Raw genomic sequence first — 17,296 nt, 5'->3', positions numbered from 1 at the left:
TGAGCCACACGTGCCCGTCGCCGCCCCCGTCCGGCCACACGCTCGCGCCGCTCCTCGCCGGGGACCCGGCGCCGAGCGCCACCCGTTCCGAGGAGCAGCAGTTGGCAGCCACCCGGTCACTCCCGTCCCGCGGACCCGCGACGGCGGGGGAGCTAGCATCCCGGGCGATGGCGCACGGGCACGGTGAGCGAGGGCACGGGGACCAGGCGCAGCCCCTGGGCACCGCGCCCCAGCTGCACCTCGCTCAGGCCGGCCGGCCCGACGGGCAGCCCGCAGGCCCGTGGGACGACACGGTCGTGGTGGTCCGCGTCTACAACGAGGCGCCCGTCGTCCGCGGCGTCATCGAGCAGCTCGTGCAGGCCGGCCTGGCGGTCATCGCCGTCGACGACGCGAGCACCGACACCTCCGCCCAGGAGATCGACGCCGCCGGGGCGCTGCGGATCAGCCACCCGGTCAACCTGGGCGCCGGCGGTGCGCTGCAGACCGGTTACGAGGCGGCGCTGCGCTTCACCGACGCGCGCTACATCGCCTGCTTCGACGCCGACGGTCAGCACCAGCTCGAGGACCTGCTGTCGATGATCGAGCGGATCCGCGAGGGCTACGACGTCGTCATGGGGTCGCGGTTCCTGGACTCCAAGACCACCATGAGCCCGCTGCGCAAGCTCATCCTGCGGCTGGCCACCAAGGTCATGAACCGCCGCTCCGGCACCCAGCTCACCGACGCCCACAACGGCCTGCGGCTGATCACCCGGGACGTCGCCGCGCGGATCCGGCTCTCGCACACCGGGATGGCCTACGCCTCGGAGCTCGAGGAGCAGCTGACCGGCCCCGGCCTGCGCGTCGTCGAGCACCCGGTGCACATCCTCTACACCGACTACTCGCGGGCGAAGGGCCAGCCGCTGCTCAACAGCGTCAACATCCTGGCCGACACGATCGCCCACCGGATCAGCCACGGAGGCCGGTCGTGATCATCAAGTGGCTGCTCGTGCCGGCCCTCGTGCTGGCCGTGTACCTGTCGCTGCGCTCGCGGGCGTCGCTGCGCGGGCAGGCGCGGCGCAAGCTCTTCGCCGGCGCGACCGTCGTCGCCGGCGTGCTGGCGGTCATCTTCCCGGACGCCACCCAGTGGGCGGCCGACGCCGTGGGGGTCACCCGCGGCACCGACCTGCTCCTCTACGTCCTGGCGCTGGTGCTCATCTACCTGGTCGGCAGCACCGGCGTCCGGTTCCGCGAGCAGGAGGCCCGGCTGGTCCGGCTCGCCCGGCAGGTCGCGCTCGCCGAGGCCGAGGCGCGCATCGGGCTGGGCGTGGCGCCGGGGTTCCGCGGGCCCGCGCAGCACCGGCACGCCGCCGGGGCGACCGCGGCCGCCGCCGTCCCCGCGGTCGCCGACGTCGTCGTCCCCTCGGGTGAGGCCGGTCACCGGGTGTCCTGAGACCGTGCCGTAGAAAGACCGCCATGCAGAGCTTCGACGTCGCAGCTGTCGTGTCCGGCGGGGCCTCGGGCCTCGGGGAGGCCACCACCCGCGCGCTGGCCGCGCGCGGCGCCGCGGTGACCATCGTCGACCTCAACGAGGAGCGCGGGAAGGCGCTGGCCGCCGAGCTGGGCGGGCACACCACGTTCGTCCGCACCGACGTCACCGACGAGGGCCAGGTCGCCGCCGCGGTCGCCGACGCGACGACGAAGGACCGGCCGCTGCGCGTCGCGGTCAACTGCGCGGGCATCGGCTGGGCGCAGCGCACGGTGGGCAAGGGCAACACGCCCCACGACCTCGACCCGTTCCTGCGCACCGTCATGGTCAACCTGGTCGGCACCTTCAACGTGCTGCGCCTGGCCGCCGCCGCCATGGCCGCCACCGAGCCGGAGGAGGACGGCGAGCGCGGCGTCGTCGTCAACACCGCCTCGATCGCCGCCTACGACGGGCAGATCGGCCAGGTCGCCTACTCCGCGTCCAAGGGCGGCATCGTCGGCATGACGCTGCCGGCGGCGCGCGACCTGTCCAGCGTCGGCGTGCGGGTCTGCACCATCGCCCCGGGCCTGGTCGACACCCCGCTGCTGGGCAGCCTGCCCGAGGAGGCCCGCCAGGCCCTGGCCGCCGGCATCCCGTTCCCGAAGCGGCTGGGCCGCCCCGACGACTTCGCCCGGCTCGCGCTCGCCATCGTCGAGCACGGCTACCTCAACGGCGAGGTCATCCGGATGGACGGTGCCCTGCGCATGGCCGCCCGCTGACCCCGGCTCGTCCCCGGAGACCCGCGTGACCGCTGCACCGCCGGCCCCGACCCCGCCGGCACCCGCGCCTCCCCTCGACGGCGCGGACTTCACCGACTGCTGGCGGCCGGACTGGCGCTTCGACCTGAGGGCGGTCCTGCGTCCGCACCAGCGCAGCGCCGGCGACCCGGCGATGCAGTGGGACGGCGACGCCGTGTGGCGCACGACCACCACGCCGTGCGGGCCGGCCACGGTGCGCATCACCTGCCGCGGCGGGGAGGTGCACGTGCAGGCGTGGGGGCCGGGCGCGGAGTGGGCCGGGACGGCGGTGCCCGGCTGGCTCGGCGCGGACGACTGCCCGGACGGCTTCGACCCCGACTGCCACCGGCTGGTCCGCGAGATCGCCCGCCGCACGCCCGACCTGCGGCTGGGCCGCACCGGGCGCACCTGGGACGCCCTGGTGCCCGCGGTGCTCGAGCAGAAGGTGACCGTCGTCGAGGCGCACCGGGTGTGGCGGGCGCTGCTGCGGCTGGCCGGCGACCCCGCGCCCGGCCCCGCGCCCGAGGGCATGCGGGTGCTGCCCTCGCCGCGCCGGCTGCGTGAGATCCCCGACTGGGAGTGGCACCGCTGCGGCCTCGACGGCGCCCGGCGGCGGGCGCTGCTGCACGTCGCCTCGGTGGCGCACGCGCTCGAGCCGGACGGCGGCTGCGACTCGCCGACGCTGCAGCGCAGGCTGCGCACGGTGCCCGGCATCGGGGTGTGGACGGCGGCCGAGGTCGTCCAGCGCACCCACGGCTGCCCCGACACCGTCAGCTACGGCGACTACCACCTCAAGAACCTGGTGGGCTGGTCGCTGGCCGGCCGCAGGACCGACGACGACGGGATGATGGAGCTGCTTGAGCCCTGGCGCGGGCACCGGCAGCGGGTGGTCCGGCTGCTGCACGTCGGCGGGAGCATGCCGCCGCGGCGCGGCCCGCGGACGGCGCCCACCGACTACCGCCGCTGCTGAGGGGCCCCGGACCCCGTCCTCCCGCACCGCAGCGCGTCCTCCCTCACGGTGCACGGTGAGGGAGGACGCGCCACGATCAGGTCACCTGATCGTCGCCGCCCCTCAGCGGCCGTCGAGCAGGCCCAGCAGGTAGTCGCCGTAGCCGCTCTTGGCCAGCGGCTCGGCGGCGCGGCGCAGACCGGCGTCGTCGAGCCAGCCCTGCCGCCAGGCGACCTCCTCGATGCAGCCGATCTTGAGGCCCTGCCGCTCCTCGACCACCGAGACGAACTCCGTGGCCTGGCGCAGCGAGGCGAAGGTCCCCGTGTCCAGCCACGCGGTGCCGCGGTCGAGGACGGTGACGGTGAGCCGGCCCCGGTGCAGGTAGTGCTCGTTGACCGCGGTGATCTCCAGCTCGCCGCGCGCGCTGGGCGTGATCGCGCGGGCCACCTCGACCACCGAGGACTCGTAGAAGTACAGCCCCGGGACGGCGTAGGAGCTCTTGGGCCTCGCCGGCTTCTCCTCGATGGAGAGCACCCGGCCGTCGCGGTCGAACTCGACGACGCCGTAGTCGGCCGGGTTGGCCACGTGGTAGGCGAAGACGTGCCCGCCGTCGGGCTCGGGCAGCCGGCCCAGCGCCGTCCCGAGGCCGGCGCCGTAGAAGATGTTGTCGCCGAGCACCAGGGCCACCGCCTGGTCCCCGACGAAGTCCGCGCCGATGAGGAACGCCTGCGCCAGACCCTCGGGCCGCTCCTGCACCGCGTACTCGATGCGCATGCCGAGCCGGCCTCCGTCGCCCAGCAGCGCGCGGAAGGCGGCCTGGTCGGCGGGCGTGGTGATCACCAGCACCTCGCGGACGCCGGCCATCATCAGCGTCGAGAGCGGGTAGTACACCATCGGCTTGTCGTAGACCGGCATCAGCTGCTTGCTGACCGCCTGGGTGATCGGGAACAGCCGACTGCCCGTCCCCCCGGCCAGGATGATCCCCCGCATGCCGGCGGACGCTACCCAGTCGCGGGTGTCAGGCCCGGGGCGAGCCGAGCCACAACCTCCCGACGAGTGAGGAGCCACCGGGCGTGCCCACCGGCTCCCAGCGCGTCGCCCAGCCCTCCGCGTGCAGCTGGACGACGACCGCGCCGAGCAGCGCGCCGAGGTTGAGTGCCGCGGTCGTGGTGGCCCGCTCGGGCAGGTGCACGTCGACGGCGCCGTCGCCCTCCCCGCCGTGCCGCAGCACGACGGGGAACTCCGGCAGCGCGGCGCTGGCCACCCGGAAGGCCTCGGCCACCGCCTCGCGGTCCCCGGGCCGCGGCACCAGGTCGGCGGCCGGGGCGCGGCTGGGCAGCAGGTCGCGGCTGCCGTAGGGGAACAGGTCGCCGGCGCCCAGGCGCACCAGCGGACGGGTGCCGGTGTCGTCGTCCGGCGGGGGCAGGACCAGCCCGCGGACGACGGCCACCGGCACGCCGTCGAGCTTGCCCTTCACCAGGTCGGCGGCCGAGGCGAGCTCGTCGACGACGGCGACCTGCGTGGTCTCCAGCCGGTTGCCGTGCGCGTCGACGGCGCCGCGGTGGTCGACCAGCGCGGGGATGCCGGCCGAGCCGACCGCGACGTCGGTGAGCCCCTCGCGCCAGGTCCGGCCGAAGGTGTCGCTGACGACGACGGCCACCTCGACACCCAGGAGGGCGCGCAGCCGCTCGCGCAGGGCGCGGGCCGAGGCGTCGGCGTCCTCGGGCAGCAGCACCAGCGCGTCGCCGGACACGTTGGAGGCGTCGATCCCGGCGGCGGCCACGACCCACCCATGCCGCGTCTCGACGATCTTCAGCGGGCCGCGGCGGGCCACCACCCGCACCGTCTCCTCGTCGATGGCCCGCTGCCGCACGGCCTCCCGGTCGGCGCCCGGCGGCACCGGCACCAGCCGGCCCTCGACCTTGGAGACCACCTTGGACGTCACCACGACGACGTCGCCGTCGGCCAGCCAGGGGGCGGCGCCGGCGATCGCGGCGGCGAGGTCGTCGCCGGGGGAGAACTCCGGCAGCCCGCGGACGGGCCACACCCGCAGCCCGCCCTCGGGGTCAGCGGACACGAGCGGCGTCCAGCGCGGCGCGGGCCATCTCCGCGGTGGCCTCGGGTGAGCTCATGAGCAGCGGCACGGCGCGGACGTCGACCCCGGGCAGCTGCGCGCGGTCGCCGGTGTGCACGAGCCAGGCGTCGAGCAGCCCGCCGTCGGACCGGGCGCCGTAGTGGCGGCCGACGCCCTCGGCGCTGACCTCGACGCCGAGCACCGGCAGGCAGCGGTCGGCCATGCCGCGCACGACCTCGCCGCCGACGATCGGGGAGACGCCCACGACCCGTCCGGGGGTGGCGCGCAGCGCGTCGCGCAGGCCGGGCACGCCGAGGATCGTGCCGATCGACACGACCGGGTTCGACGGCGCGAGCACGACGGCGTCGGCGCGGGCCAGCGCCTCCGCCACGCCGGGCGCCGGGCGGGCGCGCTCGGCGCCCACCTGCACGAAGGCGTGCGGCTGCGGCTCGGCCCGGTGGCGCACCCACCACTCCTGGAAGTGGATGGCGCCGCGGCGGCCGGTGTCGGGGTCGTCGACCACGACGTGGGTCTCCACCCGCTGGTCGCTCATCGGCAGCACGGTCACCCCGGGCTGCCAGCGGTCGGCCAGCGCGGCGGTGACGTCGGAGAGCGGGTAGCCGGCGTCGAGCATCCGCGTGCGGATCAGGTGGGTGGCCAGGTCGCGGTCGCCCAGGCCGAACCAGGCCGGGTCGGCGCCGTAGGCGGCCAGCTCCTCCTTGACCGTCCAGGACTCCCCGGCCCGCCCCCACCCGCGGACGGGGTCGATGCCGCCGCCGAGGGTGTAGACGACCGTGTCCAGGTCGGGGCAGATGCGCAGGCCGTGCAGGGTCACGTCGTCGCCGGTGTTGACCACCGCGGTGATCGACGACGGCGGGGCGACGGCCCGCAGGCCGGTGAGGAAACGGGCGCCCCCGACACCTCCGGCGAGGACGACGATCTCCACGAAAGTCATCGTGCCCGATGGGCAGTTGTCCACTGTTCGCCGGGCGTGTCGGGTGGGGGCACGAGATGTGACGAAGGAGCCGTGACGGGTGGGGCTGCTGTGGCCCGGCGCTTACACCGGGCTGAGTTGACGCTCGGGCAACGACACGCGTGTAATTCCGACCGGTGTGAGGCGCGGGAGCGCCCGGGGTGGACCCGGGGACCCGCGCCGGGGACGACAGCGAGAGGGGACGCATCGTCATGGCAGAGGTCTCGTGGCTGAGCGACTACGTCAGCGCGACGGATCGGGCTCCCCGGAGTGCCGGGATGCCCGACCAGGGGCTGACGGGGATGCTCGGTGCGGTCCTGGCCGACGACGCGCAGGCGTGGCAGGAGCAGGCGCTGTGCGCCGAGACCGACCCCGAGGCGTTCTTCCCCGAGAAGGGCGGCTCGACCCGCGAGGCGAAGAAGATCTGCACCGGCTGCGAGGTCAAGGCCGAGTGCCTCGAGTACGCGCTGGCCAACGACGAGCGGTTCGGCATCTGGGGCGGGCTCTCCGAGCGGGAGCGCCGCCGCCTGCGCCGCCGCGCCATCTGAAGAAGGACCCCCTGCCCCCCACCCTCGGCAGGCTCAGGGTGGGCCCCTGCAGGGGGGCCGCCCGGCCTCCCCTGCAGGGAGGCGACGGGCGAGGTCCGACACACCGACGTGCGACCGCCCCCACGAGTCCACTCCCCGCAGCCCCCGACGGCCCCGCCGTCGGGGGCTGCGGCGTCCTCCGGCCTCGGCCGGACGACGGGGAGCGTGTGGTCGGATGACCCGGTGACCGACGGGGGCAGGCGCACGCGGGTCGCGGTGGGCCGGGCGCGCGCCGCCGCCGAGGTCCGGGCCGCCGTGCCGCTCGCGCGCACCCTCGCCGCCCCGGTCACCGCCACCGCCCCGTGGCTGACCACCGTGCTGTCGGTGCAGTCGGCGCACCGCCGGCCGCGCCTGCTGCCGGTGGCGGTGGTCGTGGAGCCGCGCGGGTCCGGGCGGCCCGACGCGCTCGCCCTGCTGGCGCTGGCCACGGCCGGCCCGGTGGTGACCGCCACCCTGCCCGGCGACGGCCTGCCCGTGCCCGGTGGGCGGCCCCCCGCGCGGCTGCTGGCCCGCGACGAGGACGCCGCCCAGCGGCTCGCCGCCGGGGTCCTCGGCGTGCTCACCGCGCTGCGCCGGCCCTGGCGACTGCGGCTGGCCGGCCTGCCCATGGGCGACCCGACCGTGCGGGCGCTGGTCCGGCTGCGGCCCGACGCGCGGCTGGCGACCGCCCGCAGCACCCGCCTGGTCGACGGCCTGGACGACGGCCTGGACGACGCCAGGGACGACGGCGCGCCGGACGGCGGGCGGGTCGTGCGCAGCCGCGACGCCCGCGACGTCGACCGGGTGCTGCCCGCGCTGCTGGCCGGCGAGCGCGACCGCCGGGCACGGGACCTCGTCCGCGCCGCCGCCCGCCTGCACGCCGCGCTGGGCCGGGTCGAGGTGGCCGCCGTCCACGAGGACGGCCGGCTGCGCGCGGGGCTGCTGACGCTGCTCGACGGGGACGACCGGCTGCCGTGGTGGGGCTGGTCGGCGGTCGGCGGGCTGGGGACCGAGCCGGGCGCGCCGTCGGTCGGGCTGGCGGTCGACGGCCGCGGCCGGGTCCTGCGCGGGGTCCTCGACCGCGTGGCCGGTCTCCTGCCGGAGCCGCCGCTCAGCCGGCGTCGCGGATCCGGCTGAGGGTGCGGTCGGGCAGGGCCTGCGCCCGCTCGGTCCCCAGGAACAGCGCGCCCTCGGCCGGCGCCTCGCCGTGCTCCGGTGCCGTCGCGGGGGCCACGGTCACGGTCAGCGGGTAGACCCGCCCGGTGTAGGCCGCCGGCGTCCCGGCCGGGCGCGTGTAGGTGGGGAAGCGCCCGGTCAGCTGCAGCGCGTCGCCGTCCCGGGTCACGCCCAGCGCCGGCGTGGGCAGGTCGGCGTACTCCACACCGGTCGGGGTGCAGCCGGCCGCCGGCGGGTCGGGCGGCGCGGTCGTGCCCAGGCAGTTCCAGGTGGGCAGCCGCACGTGCGCCAGCGCCGTCCCGTCCGGGCCCACGGTGACGCTCACCGACGGGTGGGTGACGGTCACGCCGACCGACCGGTGCTCGAGCACCAGACCGCCCAGGGCCAGCCGGGCGGTGACGCCGTCGTCGCCCAGCGGCACTGAGCGCGCCGCGAGCGCTCCGGCGCCCTGCTCGCCGGGCAGCGGGTCGGCCGGGACGGCGGGCAGGTCGGGGGGCGCGGGCGCCGGTGGGGGTGGGCGCGGGGCCGGTGCGGACGCCGTCGCAGCCGGTGCGGGCCGCCCCGCCGGGTCGTCCCCGGCGGCGAGGGTGAGCCCGGCCAGCCCGGCCACCAGCGCCAGCGCCGCGGCGGCCAGGCCGGCCACCGCCCGGCCCGCGGGGTCCGGCGTCGCCGGCCCGGCCGCGACCGGCGGCTCCGGCGGGCCGGGCGCCTCCGCCTCCGGGACGGCCGGGGTGCCCGGTGGTGCCGCGGCGAACGACGGCAGGTCGTCGTGCGCCCAGCGCGCGCGGGCGGGGGGCCCGGGCGGCCCGGGCGGCTCCGGGCGGTCGCCGACCACTTCGCCCACCGGCCGCCGCGGGCGGGTCAGCAGCAGTCCCGCGGCCACGGCGGCCAGCGCCAGCAACGCCGCGCCGAGCACGACCCAGGCGGCGACCGGCGCGGGGGAGTCCATCCCCGCCAGCATCCCAGGGCCGGCGTCCCGGCCCTGCCGGAGGCGGGAGGTGCGTGCGGGCGCCCGGGGCTCCTGCCACCATCCCGGGGTGGCCGGGAGCGCAGCGGGAGGAGCACCGGGGCCGTCGGGCCCGGCGGCGGGGATGCGCGAGCGGGTGACCTCGCTACTGGCCGAGCTCGGCGTCGACCAGCCGGTGGTGGCCGTCGCCGACCACACCGCGCGGCTCGGCGTCGTCCACGGGGTGCTCGCCGACCGGGTCCTCGACCTCGCCGTCACCGAGAGCGGCCGCCGGCGGCTGCGCGCGGAGCTACGCGGCCGGCGCTGGGCCGAGGAGCGGCAGGTCGGCGTCCCCGAGGTGCTGGCCGCCGCCGACGACGGCCGCTGGCTGCTGTCCCGGCGGGTGCACCCGGGTCCCTCGGGCGGGCCGCGGTGGACGGCCGCCGCGGTCGAGGCGGCGGTGCGGATCGCGCCGCTGCCGGTCCCGCCCGGGCAGCCGTGGGCGCCGCCCGCCGGCCCGGCGCTGCGCCGGGCGCGGGCCACGGTGGGCGACACCGGCCGGCTGCTGCGCGGCGGCGTGCGCCTGGGCGAGCTGCGGGCGGTGCGCGCCGCCGCGGCGCAGCTGCCGCTGTCGGAGGCCGGCCACGGCGACCTCCGGGCGGCCAACGCCGTGATCGACGTCCCGGCGCCCGACCCGGCCGGTGCCGAGGGGGAGGACCGGCTGGTGGTCCTCGAGTGGTCCGGCGTGCGCCCCGCGCCCCGGCACCGCGACCTGCTGACCCTGTGGGCCACCACCCCCGACGCGCAGGACCGCGCCCAGGTCGGCGAGGTCGTGCTCGCCCGCACCGCCGGGTGGGAGGAGCCCGACGTCGGGCTGCTCTGGCACGCCGTGGCCCTCGAGCAGCTCGTCGCCCGGCTGACCCGGTCCGACCGCGGCGACGGCCTCGACGCCGCCTTCGCCCGCGCGCGCCTCGAGGAGGCTCGCGCGATGGCCGCCGAGCTCGGCAGCCCGGTGGCGAGGTGAGGGAACGGCCCGCTCGCAGGGGCCCGCCGCGAGCGGAGCGAGCGGTGGGGCGCGAGGGGGTCCTTCGTCACGCGGTGGGGTCGATCTCCTCCGGGTCACGGCCCAGCAGCACCGCGACCTGGTCGACGACGACGTCGCGGACCAGGTCGGCGAGGTCGTCGCGGTCGTGCGCCCGGATCTCCAGCGGCCGCCGGTAGACCACGATCCGCGCCGGCACGTCCCGGCCGTCCTCGCGGTGCGCCGGCAGCACCCGGGCCAGCGGCACCGTGCCGTCGTCGAGGACGTCGGGGTCGAGCACCACCTCGTCGGGGTCGGTGTGGTCGACCCACGGCACGTCCTCGACGGCGAACTCGACGCCGGCCAGCTCCCGCTCCCAGCGGCGCTCGAGGTCCTCGACGGCGTCGAGCACGAGGTCGTCGAACTGCTCGGCGCGGCTGCGCGAGAGCGGCACGTCACCGGGCACGAGGCGCCCGCGCAGGCCCCGGCCGTGCCGGTCGCGGCGGAAGCGGGAGGAGCGGCGGTCGGGTCGGCTCATGGCGGGGCGAGCGTACGGCCCACCGGCGGCGAGGGCAGCCGGTCCGCCGCCCGGCCGGCCGCGCCCCCGGTGCCGGAGTGCCCGGGGGCGTCGGGTTGGATGGGTGGTGAGGATGGGGTCGGAGGGACGACCGGCCGGTGCGCCTGTCGCCGACACCCGGGGGACGCGGCTACTGTGCCCTGCGTGAGGAACCGGTGGTGAGGCAGTCACGTCGCTGCTCGCGCAGCGGCTGCGCGCAACCGGCGGCGGCGACCCTGACCTACGTCTACGCCGAGTCGACCGCCGTCGTCGGCCCGCTCGCGACGTTCTCGGAGCCGCACAGCTACGACCTCTGCGAGTTCCACGCCGGGCGGCTGACCGTGCCGCGCGGCTGGGAGGTCGTCCGGCACGAGATCGACGTCGAGGACTCCGGCCCGACCGGGGACGACCTGCTCGCGCTGGCCGACGCCGTCCGCGAGGCCGCCCGTCCCGAGCCCCCGCGGCCGCCGGCCGACGACGGCCGCGGCACCCGCCGCGGCCACCTGCGGGTCCTGCCCGACATCACCTGACGAAGGACCCCGCTGCCCCCCTCGGGGGAGCCGCTGTCCGCGCCGCCGTGTCACCTCCGCGCCTCCGCCGTTAGGGTCGTCCGGCACCGGGCGCCGTGGAGCGGCCGGGCAGTCCAGGCGAGGGTGAGCAGTGACGGACCTGTCGGCGATCATCAAGGCCTACGACGTGCGGGGCGTCGTCCCCGACCAGTGGGACGAGGACGACGCACGGCGCATCGGCGCCGCGTTCGCCGAGCTGGTGGCCACCGAGAGCGGCGCCACCGCCGTCGTCACCGCCCACGACATGCGCCCCTCGTCCGTCCCGCTGTCGCGCGCCTTCGCCGAGGGCGTCCTCTCCCGCGGGGTCGACGTCGTCGAGGCGGGGCTGGGGTCCACCGACCTGCTCTACTTCGCCGCGGGCCGCCTCGACGTGCCCGGCGCGATGTTCACCGCCAGCCACAACCCGGCGCAGTACAACGGCATCAAGCTCTGCCGCGCCGGCGCCGCCCCTGTCGGCCAGGAGTCGGGCCTGGGCACCGTCCGCGAGTGGGCCGAGCGCGACTCCTACGACCGGGTGCCCGCGCGCACCGCCGAGATCACCCAGCGCGACCTGCTGCCGGCCTACGCCGAGCACCTGCGCTCCCTGGTGGACCTCTCGCGCAGCCGGCCGCTGCGGGTCGTCGTCGACGCGGGCAACGGCATGGGCGGGCACACCGTGCCGGTGGTGCTGGCCGGCCTGCCGCTCGACGTCGTCCCGCTGTACTTCGAGCTGGACGGCACCTTCCCCAACCACGAGGCCAACCCGCTCGACCCGGCCAACCTGGTCGACCTGCAGGAGGCCGTCGTCCGCGAGCGCGCCGACATCGGCCTGGCCTTCGACGGCGACGCCGACCGGGTGTTCGTCGTCGACGAGCGCGGCGAGCCGGTGAGCCCCTCGGCGATCACCGCGCTGGTCGCCGTCCGCGAGCTGGCCAAGGGCCGCGGGACGACGGTCATCCACAACCTGATCACCTCCCGCGCGGTGCCCGAGATCGTCCGCGAGCACGGCGGCACGCCGGTGCGCACGCGGGTCGGTCACTCCTTCATCAAGGCGGAGATGGCCCGCACCGACGCCGTCTTCGGCGGCGAGCACTCGGCGCACTACTACTTCCGCGACTTCTGGCGCGCCGACACCGGCATGCTCGCCGCGATGCACGTGCTCGCCGCGCTCGGCGAGCAGAGCGCCCCGCTGTCGGAGCTGACCGCCGCCTACGGCCGCTACGCCGCCTCCGGCGAGATCAACTCGACCGTCGACGACGCCGCCGGTCGCACCGCCGCCGTCCGGGAGGCGTTCGAGGCCGAGGACGCGACCGTCGACGAGCTGGACGGGCTGACCGTCGACCTGCCCGACGGCTCGTGGTTCAACCTGCGGGCCAGCAACACCGAGCCGCTGCTGCGGCTCAACGTGGAGGCGCCCGACCGGGCGCGGATGGAACGGCTGAGGGACCGGGTGCTGGAGATGGTGCGCGCATGAGCACGCCGCAGGAGCCGACGACCCGGGGGCCGCTGGGCCTGGACCCGGCGCTGCTGGAGATCCTCGCCTGCCCCGACACCCACCACAGCCCGCTGACCGTCGACGAGGCGGCGGGCGAGCTGCTGTGCACGACGTGCGACCGGGCCTTCCCGGTCCGCGACGGCATCCCGGTGCTGCTGCTGGACGAGGCGCGGCACCGCGACGGCGGGGGGACGGCGGCGCCGTGACCTCGCCCGAGCTGGCCGAGGAGGTCCTCGACGACCTCGACGCGCTGCGCACCCGCGACCCGCGCGGCCTGCTGCCGGCCGTCGCCGGGGCGGGCGCCCAGGTGCGCGAGACCGCGCGGCTCACCGACGAGGCCGGTCTGGACCGGATCACCTCCGCGGGGCGTCCGCGCGGGCTGGTCATCGTGGCCCGGCGCGAGGGCGCGGTGGCCGCCTCGGTGCTGCGCGCGCTGCTCGGCCCGTCCAGCCCGGTCACCGTCGACGTCGTCCCCGGCCCGGACCTGCCCGTGTGGACCGGCCCGACCGACATCGCCGTCGTCGCCACCCGGACCGGCGCGGGCCGGTACGCGGTGACACCCGCCTACGAGGCGGCCCGCCGCGGCGTGTCGCTGCTGGGCATCGGCGCCGACGACGCCCCCCTGCGGGCGGCCTGCTCGACGGCGCGGATGCCCTACGTCCCGCTGCCGCGCTCGCGGGTCCGGCAGACCACGCTGTGGTCGCTGCTGACCCCGCTGCTGCGCCTGGCCACCGACCTCGGCCTGGTCGGACACAGCGCCGCCGACTGCGAGGCGGTCGCTGCGGCGCTCGACGAGGTGGCCGCCGAGTGCGGGCCCGCGCGGGAGTCGTTCGTCAACCCCGCCAAGACCCTGGCGCTGGAGCTGCTCGACGCCCTCCCCGTCATCGTGGCGGAGGGGCCGCTGGCCGACACCGCGGCCACCCGGTTCGCCGACCAGCTGGCCACCCTGGCGGGCCTGCCCACCAGCTGCTTCCGGCTCCCCGACCAGCGGGTGGCCGCCCGCGCCGTGCTCGGCGGACCGCTGGCCCCGCACGGCGAGGACGACTTCTTCCGTGACCGCACCGACGACGCGGGGCGCCGGCTGCGGCTGATCACCATCCGCGACACCGACGCCGCGCACCACGACGGCGGGGGTGAGCGCGAGCCCCGGTCGGCCGCCGAGGCGATGGCCGAGGTCCTGCGCACCGCCGCGGCGGGCAACGTCCCGGTCAGCGGGCTGGCCGAGCACGGGGACCCCGAGCGCCACGGACGGCTGCCGCGCCTGGCGCGCCAGCTGGCCGTGGCCGACTTCGGCGCCGTCTACCTGGCGCTGGCACTCGACCAGGAGAGGGCCCTGAACAGATGAGCGCCGACCGAGCGGACGCGGGACCCGCCACGACGTCCCCGGCCGCCCTCGGCGGGCACGGGGCGGACCACGGCGGAGGACACAGCGGGGGACACGACGGGGGACACGGCGGGGGACACGGCGGCAAGGCGATCATCGCCGCGCTCGGCGCCAACCTCGGCATCGCGGCGGCGAAGTTCGTCGCCTTCCTGGTGACCGGCGCCTCGTCGATGCTGGCCGAGGCCATCCACTCGGTGGCCGACTCCGGCAACCAGGTGCTGCTGCTGATCGGCGGCCGGACGGCGCGGCGCGAGGCCACGCCGCAGCACCCGTTCGGCTTCGGCCGCGACCGCTACGTCTACGGCTTCCTCGTCGCGGTCGTGCTGTTCAGCGTCGGCGGCCTGTTCGCCGTCTACGAGGGCGTGCACAAGCTGCAGCACCCGGAGGAGCTCGAGTCGCCGGTCTGGGCCATCGGCGTGCTGCTCGTCGCGATCGCGCTGGAGAGCTTCTCGCTGCGGACGGCGGTCAAGGAGACCGGCGCGGTCAAGGCGCCGGGCGTCAGCTACTGGACGTTCATCCGCCGCGCCCGCGCCCCCGAGCTGCCCGTCGTCCTGCTCGAGGACACCGCCGCGCTGCTCGGCCTGCTGTTCGCGCTGCTCGGCGTCGGGCTCACCGCGCTCACCGGCGAGCCGGTCTTCGACGGGCTGGGCACGATCGCCATCGGCCTGTTGCTAGTCGTGGTCGCGGCGATCCTGGCGGTCGAGACCAAGAGCCTGCTGATCGGGGAGTCGGCGACCCCGGAGCACCAGCGGCAGATCGTCGCGGCGCTCGAGGCCGACGGCGCCGCGTCGGTGATCCACATGCGCACCCTGCACCTGGGCCCGGAAGAGCTGCTGGTCGCGGCCAAGTTCGCCGTCCGGCACGACGAGTCCGCCGGCGCGGTGGCCCGCGCCATCGACGCCGCGGAGGCGCGCATCCGGGAGGCCGTGCCGATCGCCCGGGTCATCTACCTCGAGCCGGACCTGCGGCGCCCGCCGGACCCCGCGCGCTCGGGGGCCACGACCGCCGTCCTGGAGTAGCGCGGATCACGCGAGGTGGACCCACTCGGGGGATCGTCTGGGCCGGTGAGGAGGACGACAGTTCTCCTGTGCCCACCTCGCCAGTAGCCTCGCCGTGATGTGGCAGCTCACCAGCTCGGTCCGCTTCTACCCGTGGGGCAGCAGGACCGTGATCCCCGAGCTGCTCGGCCAGCCCAGTCCCGCCGAGCGGCCGCACGCCGAGCTCTGGATGGGGGCACACCCCGACGAGCCCAGCGTGCTGTCCGACGGGCGGCCGCTGGACAAGGCGATCGCCGAGGAGCCCGAGCGGCTGCTCGGCCGGGCCGTCGTCGAGCGGTTCGGCGACCGGCTGCCCTTCCTCATGAAGGTGCTCGCCGCCGACTCGCCCCTGTCGCTGCAGGCGCACCCGACGATGGAGCAGGCCCAGGCCGGCTTCGCCGCCGAGGAGGCCGCCGGCGTGCGGCACGACGACCCGGCCCGCACCTTCAAGGACCCGTGGCACAAGCCCGAGCTGCTCCTGGCCCTGAGCACCTTCGAGGCCCTCTGCGGCTTCCGGCCGGTGGAGGAGTCGCTGCACTGCCTGGCCAAGCTGCAGCTGCCCGAGCTCAAGCCGACGATCGCCGCGCTGGCCCGCGGCGGGCTGCAGGCCGCCATCCCGCAGCTGCTGGCGCTGTCGGGCCAGCGGCGCACGCACCTAGTCGACGTCGTCGCGCGGAGGGCCGCCGGCTTCGTCGCCGCGCACGACCCCGAGTTCATCAACACCTACCGGTGGGCCGCGACGCTGGCCGACACCTACCCGGGCGACCCGGGCGTGGTCATCTCGCTGATGTGCAACCACCTCAAGCTCGCGCCCGGTGAGGCGGTCTTCCTCCCCGCGGGCAACCTGCACGCCTACCTCTCGGGGGCGGGCGTGGAGGTCATGGCCAGCTCGGACAACGTGCTCCGCGGTGGGCTGACCACCAAGCACGTCGACCTCGCCGCGCTCATCGAGGTGCTCGACTTCTCCGACGGCCGGATCCCGGTCATCCACCCCGTGCTCGGCCCGGGCGGGCTGCGCTACCCGGTCCCGGTGGAGGACTTCGACCTCACCCGCGCCCAGCTCGACGAGCAGGCCGGCCCGTTCACCACCCGGGGCCCGCAGGTGGTGCTGTGCGCCGAGGGGCGCGCGGTCCTGGCCGGCGCCGACGACGAGGTGGTCCTGGAGCGGGGACAGTCGGCGTTCGTCCCGGCCGGGGTCCCGGTCGCCGCCCGCGGCCCCGCCGTCCTGTACCGGGCCACCACCAACATCCGCTGACGACGGCGACCGGCCGCCGCTGATCCCCGGCGGCCGGCGCGCGTGTCGCGGCCCGGTCGCCCGCGGCGCCGGACGTAGCGTCGACCGTGTCCCTCCGCACGGCGCTGACGAGCACGCTGGCCCTCGGCCTGGTCGCCGTGCTGAGCGCCGGCTGCACGGACCTCGACGGCTCCTCGGCCGGCGCGGCGGGGGACGCCGTCCCTCAGGTCGCGGTCAGCGGCAGCGCGCTGGAGGCGCTGGGCTCGGTCGAGGTCCACGGCCGGGCGCCGCGCACCGGCTACGCGCGTGACCGGTTCGGCGACGGCTGGGTCGACACCGACCGCAACGGCTGCGACACCCGCAACGACGTCCTGGCCCGCGACCTCACCGGCGAGACGTTCGAGCCCGGCACCCGCGACTGCGTCGTCCGCACCGGCACCCTCGCCGACCCCTACTCCGGCCGCACCATCGCCTTCCGTCGCGGCGAGGGCACCAGCGAGGCGGTGCAGATCGACCACGTGGTGGCGCTGTCCGACGCCTGGCAGAAGGGCGCCCAGCGGTGGGACGCGGACCGCCGCGTCGCCTTCGCCAACGACCCGCTGAACCTGCTCGCCGTCGACGGCCCGCTCAACCAGGGCAAGGGGGACGGCGACGCGGCGACCTGGCTGCCGCCGAACCGCTCCTACCGCTGTGCCTACGTCGCCCGGCAGGTCGCCGTCAAGCTCACCTACGGCCTGTGGATGACCGCCGGCGAGCGCGACGCGGCGTCCGCGGTGCTCACCACCTGCCCGGGTGAGCCGCTCCCCGCCCGCGACCCGTCGCCGGCCCAGCAGGAGCCGCCGGGCGTCCCGCCGGCCGCGCCGGCCGATCCGTACGCCGACTGCGCGGCGGTGCGCGCCGCCGGTGCCGCCCCGATCCGGGAGGGCGACCCCGGCTGGAACGCGGCCCTCGACCGCGACGGGGACGGCGTCGGCTGCGAGTAGCCGGGGCCGCGCCACGCGGGCGGCCGGCCCGGTCGACCCCGTCCACGTCGACTCGGACCCGTACTCCTCGGCCGCGACGGTGCTCCGCCACGCCGGGCCCCGGCCGGCCGCCG

19 protein-coding genes are annotated in these 17,296 nt (G+C 76.9%); 14 read left to right on the top strand and 5 right to left on the bottom strand.

Going from position 1 to position 17,296, the window contains the following annotated elements; all coding sequences use genetic code 11:
• The first annotated feature begins 167 nt into the window (after positions 1-167).
• Genes ACU616_RS04165 through ACU616_RS04150 form a run of 4 tightly spaced genes read left to right on the top strand, consistent with a single transcriptional unit; the run spans position 168 to position 3,211 of the window.
• Positions 168-968 carry a glycosyltransferase family 2 protein gene (locus ACU616_RS04165; protein ID WP_446757230.1) on the top strand — a complete coding sequence of 267 codons (801 nt, stop codon included), beginning with the start codon at positions 168-170 and terminating at the stop codon, positions 966-968.
• Entirely contained in the window at positions 965-1,429 is a 465-nt protein-coding gene (locus ACU616_RS04160; RefSeq protein WP_446757229.1) for a DUF2304 family protein, read from the top strand. The genes ACU616_RS04165 and ACU616_RS04160 overlap by 4 nt, the downstream gene beginning before the upstream one ends.
• 23 nt (positions 1,430-1,452) lie before the next feature.
• Positions 1,453-2,223, top strand: a complete 771-nt coding sequence (locus ACU616_RS04155; RefSeq protein WP_446757228.1) for an SDR family NAD(P)-dependent oxidoreductase — start codon at positions 1,453-1,455, stop codon at positions 2,221-2,223.
• 25 nt (positions 2,224-2,248) lie between these two features.
• Positions 2,249-3,211 carry a DNA-3-methyladenine glycosylase family protein gene (locus ACU616_RS04150; RefSeq protein WP_446757227.1) on the top strand — a complete coding sequence of 321 codons (963 nt, stop codon included), beginning with the start codon at positions 2,249-2,251 and terminating at the stop codon, positions 3,209-3,211.
• A 102-nt stretch (positions 3,212-3,313) separates the two neighbouring features.
• Here ACU616_RS04150 and rfbA read toward each other — a convergent pair whose 3' ends face one another.
• Genes rfbA through cofD form a run of 3 tightly spaced genes read right to left on the bottom strand, consistent with a single transcriptional unit; the run spans position 3,314 to position 6,210 of the window.
• On the bottom strand, positions 3,314-4,180 hold the full coding sequence (gene rfbA, locus ACU616_RS04145; protein ID WP_446757226.1) for a glucose-1-phosphate thymidylyltransferase RfbA: 867 nt from the start codon (positions 4,178-4,180) through the stop codon (positions 3,314-3,316).
• A gap of 28 nt (positions 4,181-4,208) precedes the next feature.
• Positions 4,209-5,267 (bottom strand): coenzyme F420-0:L-glutamate ligase, encoded by a 1,059-nt coding sequence (locus ACU616_RS04140; protein ID WP_446757225.1) that lies wholly within the window; start codon positions 5,265-5,267, stop codon positions 4,209-4,211.
• Positions 5,257-6,210: a 2-phospho-L-lactate transferase gene (cofD, locus tag ACU616_RS04135; RefSeq protein WP_446757224.1), complete on the bottom strand. Its 954-nt coding sequence runs from the start codon at positions 6,208-6,210 to the stop codon at positions 5,257-5,259. Before cofD ends, ACU616_RS04140 begins: the two co-directional genes overlap by 11 nt.
• A 305-nt stretch (positions 6,211-6,515) precedes the next feature.
• Between cofD and ACU616_RS04130 the strand changes: the two genes are divergently transcribed.
• Together ACU616_RS04130 and ACU616_RS04125 are read left to right on the top strand one after the other, a co-directional pair.
• Positions 6,516-6,785 carry a WhiB family transcriptional regulator gene (locus ACU616_RS04130; RefSeq protein WP_446761448.1) on the top strand — a complete coding sequence of 90 codons (270 nt, stop codon included), beginning with the start codon at positions 6,516-6,518 and terminating at the stop codon, positions 6,783-6,785.
• A gap of 222 nt (positions 6,786-7,007) precedes the next feature.
• On the top strand, positions 7,008-7,940 hold the full coding sequence (locus ACU616_RS04125; RefSeq protein ID WP_446757223.1) for a hypothetical protein: 933 nt from the start codon (positions 7,008-7,010) through the stop codon (positions 7,938-7,940).
• Here the strand turns inward: ACU616_RS04125 and ACU616_RS04120 are convergent.
• Positions 7,915-8,928: a hypothetical protein gene (locus tag ACU616_RS04120; RefSeq protein ID WP_446757222.1), complete on the bottom strand. Its 1,014-nt coding sequence runs from the start codon at positions 8,926-8,928 to the stop codon at positions 7,915-7,917. The two genes, ACU616_RS04125 and ACU616_RS04120, sit on opposite strands and share 26 nt — an antisense overlap.
• Positions 8,929-9,016: 88 nt before the next feature.
• Here ACU616_RS04120 and ACU616_RS04115 point away from each other — a divergent pair, with 88 nt between their 5' ends.
• Positions 9,017-9,949 carry a hypothetical protein gene (locus ACU616_RS04115; RefSeq protein WP_446757221.1) on the top strand — a complete coding sequence of 311 codons (933 nt, stop codon included), beginning with the start codon at positions 9,017-9,019 and terminating at the stop codon, positions 9,947-9,949.
• Positions 9,950-10,016: 67 nt separating this feature from the next.
• On the opposite strand, the gene ACU616_RS04110 is transcribed toward ACU616_RS04115, so the two are convergent.
• On the bottom strand, positions 10,017-10,484 hold the full coding sequence (locus ACU616_RS04110; protein ID WP_446757220.1) for a metallopeptidase family protein: 468 nt from the start codon (positions 10,482-10,484) through the stop codon (positions 10,017-10,019).
• 197 nt (positions 10,485-10,681) lie between these two features.
• On the opposite strand from ACU616_RS04110, the gene ACU616_RS04105 reads away from it, so the two are divergent.
• The 7 genes from ACU616_RS04105 to ACU616_RS04075 all read left to right on the top strand — a co-directional run bounded on the left by ACU616_RS04105 (position 10,682) and on the right by ACU616_RS04075 (position 17,183).
• A complete protein-coding gene (locus ACU616_RS04105) occupies positions 10,682-11,032 on the top strand; it encodes a DUF3499 domain-containing protein (protein WP_446757219.1) in 351 nt (116 codons plus the stop codon).
• Between the two features lie 130 nt (positions 11,033-11,162).
• A complete protein-coding gene (locus ACU616_RS04100) occupies positions 11,163-12,524 on the top strand; it encodes a phosphomannomutase/phosphoglucomutase (RefSeq protein ID WP_446757218.1) in 1,362 nt (453 codons plus the stop codon).
• Positions 12,521-12,751: a Trm112 family protein gene (locus ACU616_RS04095; RefSeq protein ID WP_446757217.1), complete on the top strand. Its 231-nt coding sequence runs from the start codon at positions 12,521-12,523 to the stop codon at positions 12,749-12,751. Before ACU616_RS04100 ends, ACU616_RS04095 begins: the two co-directional genes overlap by 4 nt.
• The gene (locus ACU616_RS04090; protein ID WP_446757216.1) at positions 12,748-13,890 is read left to right on the top strand and encodes an SIS domain-containing protein; all 1,143 of its coding nucleotides are present in this window, start codon (positions 12,748-12,750) and stop codon (positions 13,888-13,890) included. Before ACU616_RS04095 ends, ACU616_RS04090 begins: the two co-directional genes overlap by 4 nt.
• The gene (locus ACU616_RS04085) at positions 13,887-14,948 is read left to right on the top strand and encodes a cation diffusion facilitator family transporter (protein WP_446757215.1); all 1,062 of its coding nucleotides are present in this window, start codon (positions 13,887-13,889) and stop codon (positions 14,946-14,948) included. Before ACU616_RS04090 ends, ACU616_RS04085 begins: the two co-directional genes overlap by 4 nt.
• A gap of 97 nt (positions 14,949-15,045) precedes the next feature.
• Positions 15,046-16,221 carry a mannose-6-phosphate isomerase, class I gene (gene manA, locus ACU616_RS04080; RefSeq protein WP_446757214.1) on the top strand — a complete coding sequence of 392 codons (1,176 nt, stop codon included), beginning with the start codon at positions 15,046-15,048 and terminating at the stop codon, positions 16,219-16,221.
• A gap of 86 nt (positions 16,222-16,307) precedes the next feature.
• A complete protein-coding gene (locus tag ACU616_RS04075) occupies positions 16,308-17,183 on the top strand; it encodes a GmrSD restriction endonuclease domain-containing protein (protein ID WP_446757213.1) in 876 nt (291 codons plus the stop codon).
• Positions 17,184-17,296 lie beyond the last annotated feature (113 nt).

The organism is Geodermatophilus sp. URMC 62, from assembly GCF_052931475.1.
This window is presented reverse-complemented; position numbering and strand designations above follow the sequence as displayed.